General features: G+C 72.7%; 9 protein-coding genes. 1 reads left to right on the top strand and 8 read right to left on the bottom strand.

The genetic code is table 11. The annotated features are described in order from the left end of the window. From B7X32_RS02945 to B7X32_RS02915, 7 genes are all read right to left on the bottom strand, one after another. The coding region (locus B7X32_RS02945; protein ID WP_292715790.1) for an AIR carboxylase family protein at positions 1-169 on the bottom strand (169 nt) is incomplete at its 3' end. Between the two features lie 169 nt (positions 170-338). Then, a complete protein-coding gene (locus B7X32_RS02940) occupies positions 339-1,463 on the bottom strand; it encodes a 5-(carboxyamino)imidazole ribonucleotide synthase (protein WP_292715780.1) in 1,125 nt (374 codons plus the stop codon). Positions 1,464-1,661: 198 nt separating this feature from the next. Further along, positions 1,662-2,225, bottom strand: coding sequence for a PH domain-containing protein (locus B7X32_RS02935; protein ID WP_292715777.1), 564 nt, complete (start codon positions 2,223-2,225; stop codon positions 1,662-1,664). A gap of 102 nt (positions 2,226-2,327) precedes the next feature. Continuing rightward, positions 2,328-2,996 (bottom strand): O-methyltransferase, encoded by a 669-nt coding sequence (locus tag B7X32_RS02930; RefSeq protein WP_292715774.1) that lies wholly within the window; start codon positions 2,994-2,996, stop codon positions 2,328-2,330. Positions 2,997-3,027: 31 nt separating this feature from the next. Continuing rightward, the gene (locus B7X32_RS02925; protein WP_292715773.1) at positions 3,028-4,110 is read right to left on the bottom strand and encodes a CPBP family intramembrane glutamic endopeptidase; all 1,083 of its coding nucleotides are present in this window, start codon (positions 4,108-4,110) and stop codon (positions 3,028-3,030) included. After that, positions 4,103-5,158: a DUF1648 domain-containing protein gene (locus B7X32_RS02920; protein ID WP_292715771.1), complete on the bottom strand. Its 1,056-nt coding sequence runs from the start codon at positions 5,156-5,158 to the stop codon at positions 4,103-4,105. Before B7X32_RS02920 ends, B7X32_RS02925 begins: the two co-directional genes overlap by 8 nt. 13 nt (positions 5,159-5,171) lie before the next feature. Continuing rightward, complete coding sequence (locus B7X32_RS02915) at positions 5,172-5,519, bottom strand: GntR family transcriptional regulator (protein WP_292715787.1); 348 nt, start codon at positions 5,517-5,519, stop codon at positions 5,172-5,174. 101 nt (positions 5,520-5,620) lie between these two features. On the opposite strand from B7X32_RS02915, the gene B7X32_RS02910 reads away from it, so the two are divergent. Continuing rightward, positions 5,621-6,091 carry a DUF4442 domain-containing protein gene (locus B7X32_RS02910; protein WP_292715769.1) on the top strand — a complete coding sequence of 157 codons (471 nt, stop codon included), beginning with the start codon at positions 5,621-5,623 and terminating at the stop codon, positions 6,089-6,091. On the opposite strand, the gene B7X32_RS02905 is transcribed toward B7X32_RS02910, so the two are convergent. Beyond that, entirely contained in the window at positions 6,072-7,073 is a 1,002-nt protein-coding gene (locus B7X32_RS02905) for a LacI family DNA-binding transcriptional regulator (RefSeq protein ID WP_292715768.1), read from the bottom strand. The two genes, B7X32_RS02910 and B7X32_RS02905, sit on opposite strands and share 20 nt — an antisense overlap. Positions 7,074-7,084: the final 11 nt, after the last annotated feature.

Below are 7,084 nucleotides of genomic sequence, written 5' to 3'. Positions count from 1 at the left end.
CCCCGGCGATGATCACCTTGAGCCCGCGCTCGCGGGCCTCGGTGCCGTAGCGGTGCAGCTTCTCCGGCGTGCGGTGCGCGGAGACGACCTCGACCTCGTGCGGGATGCCGAACTCGGTCAGCGCCTCGGAGGCGGCGCTCATCACGCGCCAGTCGGAGTCGGATCCCATCACGACGCCGACGAGGGGCGCGGCGGATGCGTGCAGTGTCCCAGTCACCCGTACAGGCTACGGGCGACTGCTGGGAGAACCCCGCTGCGGCGCGCCCTCGCCCGCGAGAACCCCGGCCGGAGCCGGCTCAGTCGCCCGTGTCCGCGGACGGCGCGGGCACGGGTCCGGCTCAGGCGAAGGCGTCGGCGGCGGCCCTGGCCTCGGCGAGGACCGCGTCGAGGTCGGATCCGCTCGCGTTCACGTGTCCGACCTTGCGGCCGGGGCGCGGCGCCTTGCCGTAGGTGTGCACCTTCGCCTGCGGGCTCGCGGCGAGCGCGGCGGGGACGCGATCGAGCATCCCGGCGTCCGCGGGGCCGCCGAGGATGTTGATCATGACCGACCATTCCGCGTGCGGGGTCGTCTCCCCCAGCGGCAGGTCGGCGACCGCGCGCAGGTGCTGCTCGAACTGCCCCGTCACGGCGCCGTCCTGGCTCCAGTGACCGCTGTTGTGCGGGCGCATCGCGAGCTCGTTCACGAGGATCCGGCCGTCCTCGGTCTGGAACAGCTCGACCGCGAGCATGCCGGTGACGCCCAGCCCCTCGGCGATCTCCCGACCGATCCGCGCGGCCTCCTCGAGGTGCTCCGCGTCGACGCCGGGCGCGGGCGCGATCACCTCGGCGCACACCCCGCCCTTCTGCACGGTCTCCACGACGGGGTACGACACGGATTCGCCGTTCGGACGTCGGGCGACCTGCTGCGCGAGCTCGCGCACGAACGGCACGAGCTCCTCGACGAGCAGGGCGTCCCCTTCGGCGAGCGCCGCGAACCAGTCCGACGCCTCATCGGCTGCGGACACGACGCGCACGCCCTTGCCGTCGTAGCCGCCGCGGGGCGTCTTCACGACGCCACGGCCGCCGTGCGCGTCCAGGAAGGTCTCCAGCTCGCCGGTATCGGCGACGCGCGCCCAGTCCGGCTGGGGCGCGCCGAGGTCCGCGAGGCGGGCGCGCATGTCGAGCTTGTCCTGAGCGAAGCGCAGCGCGTCGGGTCCGGGGTGCACGGCCACGCCGTCCGCGACGAGCGCGCGCAGCACCTCCTGCGGCACGTGCTCGTGGTCGAAGGTGATGACGTCCACGTCCGCCGCGAACCGGCGCACGGTGTCGAGATCGCGGTAGTCGCCCACGGCCGTGGCCGCCAGCTGCGCCGACATGCCCTCGTCCTCCGCCAGCACCCGGATGTCGATGCCCAGCTCGACCGCCGGGGCGATCATCATCCGCGCCAGCTGTCCGCCGCCGATCACACCCACACGCAACGCCATCGGATCTCCGTTCCTCGCCCCCATTCTTCCGCACGTTCCACCCCGCTCTCGCCGCCCACCCCTCCCACCTTCGAGTCGTCCCCACCAGCGGAGGCCATGGCGTGCGCTGGTAGGGACGACTCGAAGGTGGGGCGGGGCGTCGGCGCGAGCGCGAGGGGGCGTCGACGAGCCGGGCCTGCGACTGGGGGGCGGGACGGGTCAGGCGGTGTAGGGGTTCTGCGCGGCCTGGGCGTCGCGGTGCGCGAGGATCTGACCCACCTCGACCTGGTCCGCGAGGGTCTCCTGCACGAGGGCGACGTTCGGCACGTCGCGGATCCGCAGCGGCGCGTCCACGCCGTTCGACAGCAGCACGGTGCCGGCTCCGACCAGGCGCTGCAGGGGGCCGCGGCGCACCGAGATCGTGTAGCCGCGGGCGTGCGACATCTCGATGCTGTTGCGGGATCCGACGCCGTCGCGCACGATCACCCGGCGCGTCGTGATCGTGACCCGTCGCGACAACCAGGCGAAGAACGGCGCCACGACGAACACCAGCACCAGCGCGCCGGCCGCGGCCCACAGCATCCAGTCCTTGGCCCAGCCCGCGACGGGAGCCGGGAGATTGCCCGTGAAGTATCCGGTCGCGCCCGCCACCACGATGAGCACGAGCGCCGACCAGAACAGGTGGCGCGCGTGCGGGTGGAACCGGGCGATGAGGCGCTCCTCCGCGGGCACGCCGGGCGGCGGCGTCATCGGCCGCCCGCCCAGACCCACTGGTTGCGTCACGCGTCCATTGTGACCCGTGACGCCGATATCCGCACGGCCAAGGACGGGTGTGTCCGGATGCGGATCCGCCCGGACCCGATCATCCCGCTCATCCCGGCGGCGTCACACCACCAGTGCGATCGCGACGCCGTCCCAGCCCTTCACGCCGACCGTCTGCAGCGCCGTCGCGTCGAAGCGGGGATCGCGGCCGAGCATCTCCAGCGCCTCGCGCGTGCCGACCACCATGGAATCGGCCGAGGAAGGATCGACGATGTCGCCGTCACGGCCGATGTTGTCCACCACGACCACGGACCCAGGGTGTCCGAGCCGCGCCGCCCAGTCCAGGTAGATCGTGTTCGACTCCTTGTCCGCGTCGATGAAGATCAGGTCGAACGGGTCGTCGTCCTCGAGCGCCGGCAGCACCTCGGCCGCGCGTCCCAGGCGGATCTCGACCCGCTCCCCCACGCCGGCGGCGTCGATGCTCGCGCGCGCGACGGCGGCGTTGTCGGGCTCCGCCTCGATCGTCACGACGCGGCCGCCGGCCCCCACCGCCCGCGCCATCCAGATCGTGGAGTATCCGCCGAGCGTGCCGATCTCGAGCACCCTGCGTGCTCCCGCGATCCGGGCCAGCAGGTTCAGCAGCTTCCCGCTGACCGGTGCGACCTCGATCGCGGGCATCCCCGCCGCCTGCTGCGCGGCCAGAGCGGCCTCGAGAGCGGGGTCGTGCCCGACCAGGGTCTCGGACAGATAGTCGTCGGCGGCGCGCCAGTTCGCGAGGTTCGGTTGGGCCATGCGCCCAGCTTCGCCCCTCGCGTCGCGGCGATCAAGACCGTTCCAGCTCCGATCCGCTCGGCACGTGCGGAGAGGCCGCCTCTTCCCGCGGATCCTCGAGGGGCGGCTCCGGGAACGGCGCGGGGAGCGTCCGCGGCAGGTCGGCGGCGAGCGCCGGCTGCCGGCGGAACTGCCCGGTGAGGATCAGGACCAGGATCACCGCGGCGCCCACGATCCAGCCCGCAACCCCCAGCGGCAGGACGAGGGCCGGATCCGGGTGCGTGCCCGCGGCGAAGAACCAGAGATACAGCCCCGCCGAGGCGTTGAGCGCGCCGTGGGCGAACACCGCGGGCCACATCGAACCGGAGCGCAGCCGGAGCCAGCCGAGCAGCACGCCCCACACCACGCATCCTCCGATCATGAGGAGCACCCCGCTGAGATCCGTACGGCCGAAGTCGTAGCCGAGCAGGATGATCGGCGCATGCCACAGGCCCCAGATCACCCCGCTGATCAGCAGGGACGCCCAGGTGCCGTAGCGGCGCAGCGCCGGCACGAGGAAGCCGCGCCAGCCGAGCTCCTCGCCGAACGCGGCGAGGGCGTTGACCGTGGTGGCGGCGACCGGGATGCTCATCGCCTGTGCGGCGATCACCACGCCCACCGGCGGGAGCGGCGTGCCCGCCGGAGTCCTCGCCGCGAGCAGCTCGGTGAACCCCGAGAAGCCCGCGAGGTCGACCTTCAACCAGCCGCAGAGCGCCGCGACCGCAGTCGAGGCCAGCACGAGCAGCGGAGGGGCGAGCACCCCGATCACCATCAGCCACACGACGCGCGCCACGGGGCGCAGGGGCCACAGGCCCAGGAACCGCAGTCGCTGCCCCTTCGGGATCGGCCGGAGGACGAGCAGGACGAGCACGACGGCGACGGCGGGCATGTACATCATCCCACTCATGAGCGGGAGGGCGTACGGCTCCCGCAGTCCGTCGCCGAGCCACAGCGGCAGCGCCACCAGCCATGCCAGCCCGCAGGCCAGCACGACGTAGGCGACGATCGCGCCGAGCCCGATGCGCACGGGAGCGCCCTGAGGCTGCCGCTCCCCTGTCGCCTGGACCCCGGCGATCCCGCCGTTGTCCTCACTCATCGCCCGCTCCGGTGGACACCCCGCGGTCGAGGTAGGCCTGCAGCACACCGGCGCCGACCGCCGCACCGTCGACCGTGACCACCAGTGGACGCTTGTCGCGGCGTTCGACCTCGATCGCGGGACCGCGGCGGAGCACGATCCCGGTTCGGCCGTCGAGACCGAGCCGCCAGCCGAAGCCGCCGAACTCGCCGAACGGGTTGCAGTCCACCGCGCGCACCGAGACGATCTCGTCGAGGGGCACGTGCACGCGGGGGAAGCCGATCAGCGACCGCACCGACAGTCCGTCCGGCCCGACTCGCACCCGGAACGATGCGGAAGACGCGAACGCGCCGCCGATGAGCACCAGGGTGAGCACCGGCACCCACATCCGGTCGGTGAACCGGATCGCCATGAATGCGGTGACGCCCACCACCACCACCACGAGCAGCGAGATGAGGATCATGGCTCGACGGGACAGCGACGCCGTGGCCAGCCAGACCACGCGCTCGCCGTTCGTGATCGCGGCGACGTGAGCGGGCTGCAGCGGCGCGGCCGGAGCAGGACGGATGTGCGGCTGCAGGAGCCAGCCGACCCCGATCAGCACGACGAACGCGGCGAAGCCCAGCAACATGAGGCCGCCGAGATCCTCGGCCTGCTTCGCATCGGCGACGCCCCGCTGCGTGCCGACGGCACCCAGGTTGATGACGGCGCTGAGTCCGGAGATCCCCAGCGCCATCCCGACGATCAGCCTCGCACCACCGCCCCAGTGGTCGCGCACCCCGATGACCGTCGTGATGGTGAGCGCCGCGGGGAGGACGAAGCCGAGCAGGATCGACAGCCAGACGAACGTGACCGGCGGACCGAAGCCGTCGACGCCCGAGGGGCCCCAGTGCGTGGCGGCGGGCGATGGCAGCTCCGGCAGCCAGGCGAGGACCAGTGCGAGCACGACGGCGGAGAGCACCAGCGGCACCGCGACGCCGAGGGTCAGGGCGATCAGCCGGGCCCTGCGGAGGTCGCGGGCCGGGATCGCGGTCACGTCCTGCGCGGCAGGAGTGGAACGGGCGTTCATGATGGGATCCTCCTCATTCCTGGGCGGCGATCAGCGCGGCGAGGGTCGCGGGGCCGACGCCGAGAGCGGCGCCACGACGGACGAGCGCCCCGATGTCCTCTGCGAGGTCGGCGAGAGGCGCGGCGGAGGCCGAGAGCACCGCTCCACGCCCTCGGCGCAGATCCACGAGTCCCTCGTCGCGCAGCTCCTGATACGCGCGCAGCACGGTGTGCACGTTCACGTCGATGGCGTCGGACAGCTCACGGGCGGCGGGGAGCCGGTCGCCGGGGCGCAGGCGCCCTGCGAGCACCTCCGCCCGCACCGAGGCCGCGATCTGCACGAACAGCGGCTGCGCGCTGTCGGCGTCGATACGGATCAGCATCGCGCTCACCTCCTGTGTAGTTATTCTATGTCAACTAGATCAATTGTGGAAGAGGTCCAGCCGATTCATCCCCGGCGGCGCGCACCGGGAAGACTGGCCGCATGCGCATCACTCCCCGCCGGCTGGCCGTCGGCATGAGCCTGTGGATCCCGAACCTGTTCAGCGGCATCAGGGTGCGCGGGTTCAGCGCCGACTGGACCCAGGCCGTGGTCCAGCTGCACGTGAACGTGTTCACCCGCAACTACGTGAAGACGGCGTTCGGCGGATCCATGCAGGCGATGACGGATCCGTACTTCTTCATGCTGGTCATGCATCAGCTGGGCCGCGACTACGTGGTGTGGGACACCCGCGGCGAGATCGAGTTCCTCACGCCGGGCCGCGGCGTCCTCACCGCGCGCTTCCACGTGCCGGCGGAGCGGATCGCCGACATCCGGGCGCGCGCCGCCGGCGGCGCGAAGGTGCTCGAGTGGTTCGAGACGGAGATCACCGACGGCGCCGGCGAGGTCGTCGCGCGCGTGCGCCGCGAGGTGTACGTGCGGGAGAAGAAGCGGGTCACGGCCGCGAAAGCGTGACCCCGCGCAGGCTCGAGGCCCGCTCGACCAGCGCCGGCGCGAGGCGCACGGTGTCCCGGGAGCTCGAGGTGCCCGCGACCAGACCGAGCGCGAGCTCGAGCGCGGTGCGGCCGCTCTCCTCGAACGGCTGCCGCACGGTGGTGAGGCCGAGCCCCTCGGCCAGCTCCCCGTCGTCGTAACCGACCACGGGCAGCCTCTCGTCCTCCGGCCGCGAGCGCTGCACATCGAGGACGGCGGCCGCGAACCGGTCGTGATTCGCGACGATGGCGGTGGCCCCCGCTTCCCGCGCGGCCCGCAGGAGCCGCTGGTCGATCTCGGCGGGCCCGTCCACCGCCCAGGGCGCCACCGAGACGTGCCGCTGCAGCCCCTCGATGCGCAGCATCCCGGCCGACACATAGGCCGGCGAGCGCTGCGGCTCGTGCACGAACAGCGCCCTGCGATGGCCGAGCTCGACGAGGTGGCGGCCGATCTGCTCGCCTCCGTCCCGATCGTCTACGAGGACGACAGGGCCGCCGATGTCGCCTTTCGCCGGCACGACGTCCACATAGACGACGGGGATCCTCGCCGCTCTGCTCGCCCGGCGGGCGGCGCCGCCGAGAGGCACGCCCATGACGATGAGCCCCGACGCGTCGGTGCGCGCCGGCAGCACATCCAGCAGCGGCTCGTCGGCCGCCGCCGCCGAATCCAGGTCGTAGGGGATGATGTCGACCGCCACGTCGCGGGCCCGCCGCAGCATCCCCGCCAATCGGCGCAGATAGGACGGGTAGCTCGTGAACGGCGCGGCCACCGCGATGCGGGATGCGCCCACCCGGCGCCCCTGCGTCATCCGGTAGCCGAGCGCGGTCGCGGCCGCGACGATCCGCTCGCGCGTCTCAGGGCGCACCCGGTGCGGCGCGCTCACCGCCAGCGAGACCGTCGAGATGCTCACCCCCGCACGCGTGGCGACGTCGTAGATCGTGACCCTCCCTGGACGTGCGCGCATGGCCCGGATCC

The organism is Microbacterium sp. 13-71-7, from assembly GCF_002257455.1.
Taxonomy (GTDB): Bacteria; Actinomycetota; Actinomycetes; order Actinomycetales; family Microbacteriaceae; genus Microbacterium.
The sequence above is the reverse complement of the archived record's forward strand: the minus strand, read 5'-3'. Positions and strand labels throughout refer to the sequence as shown.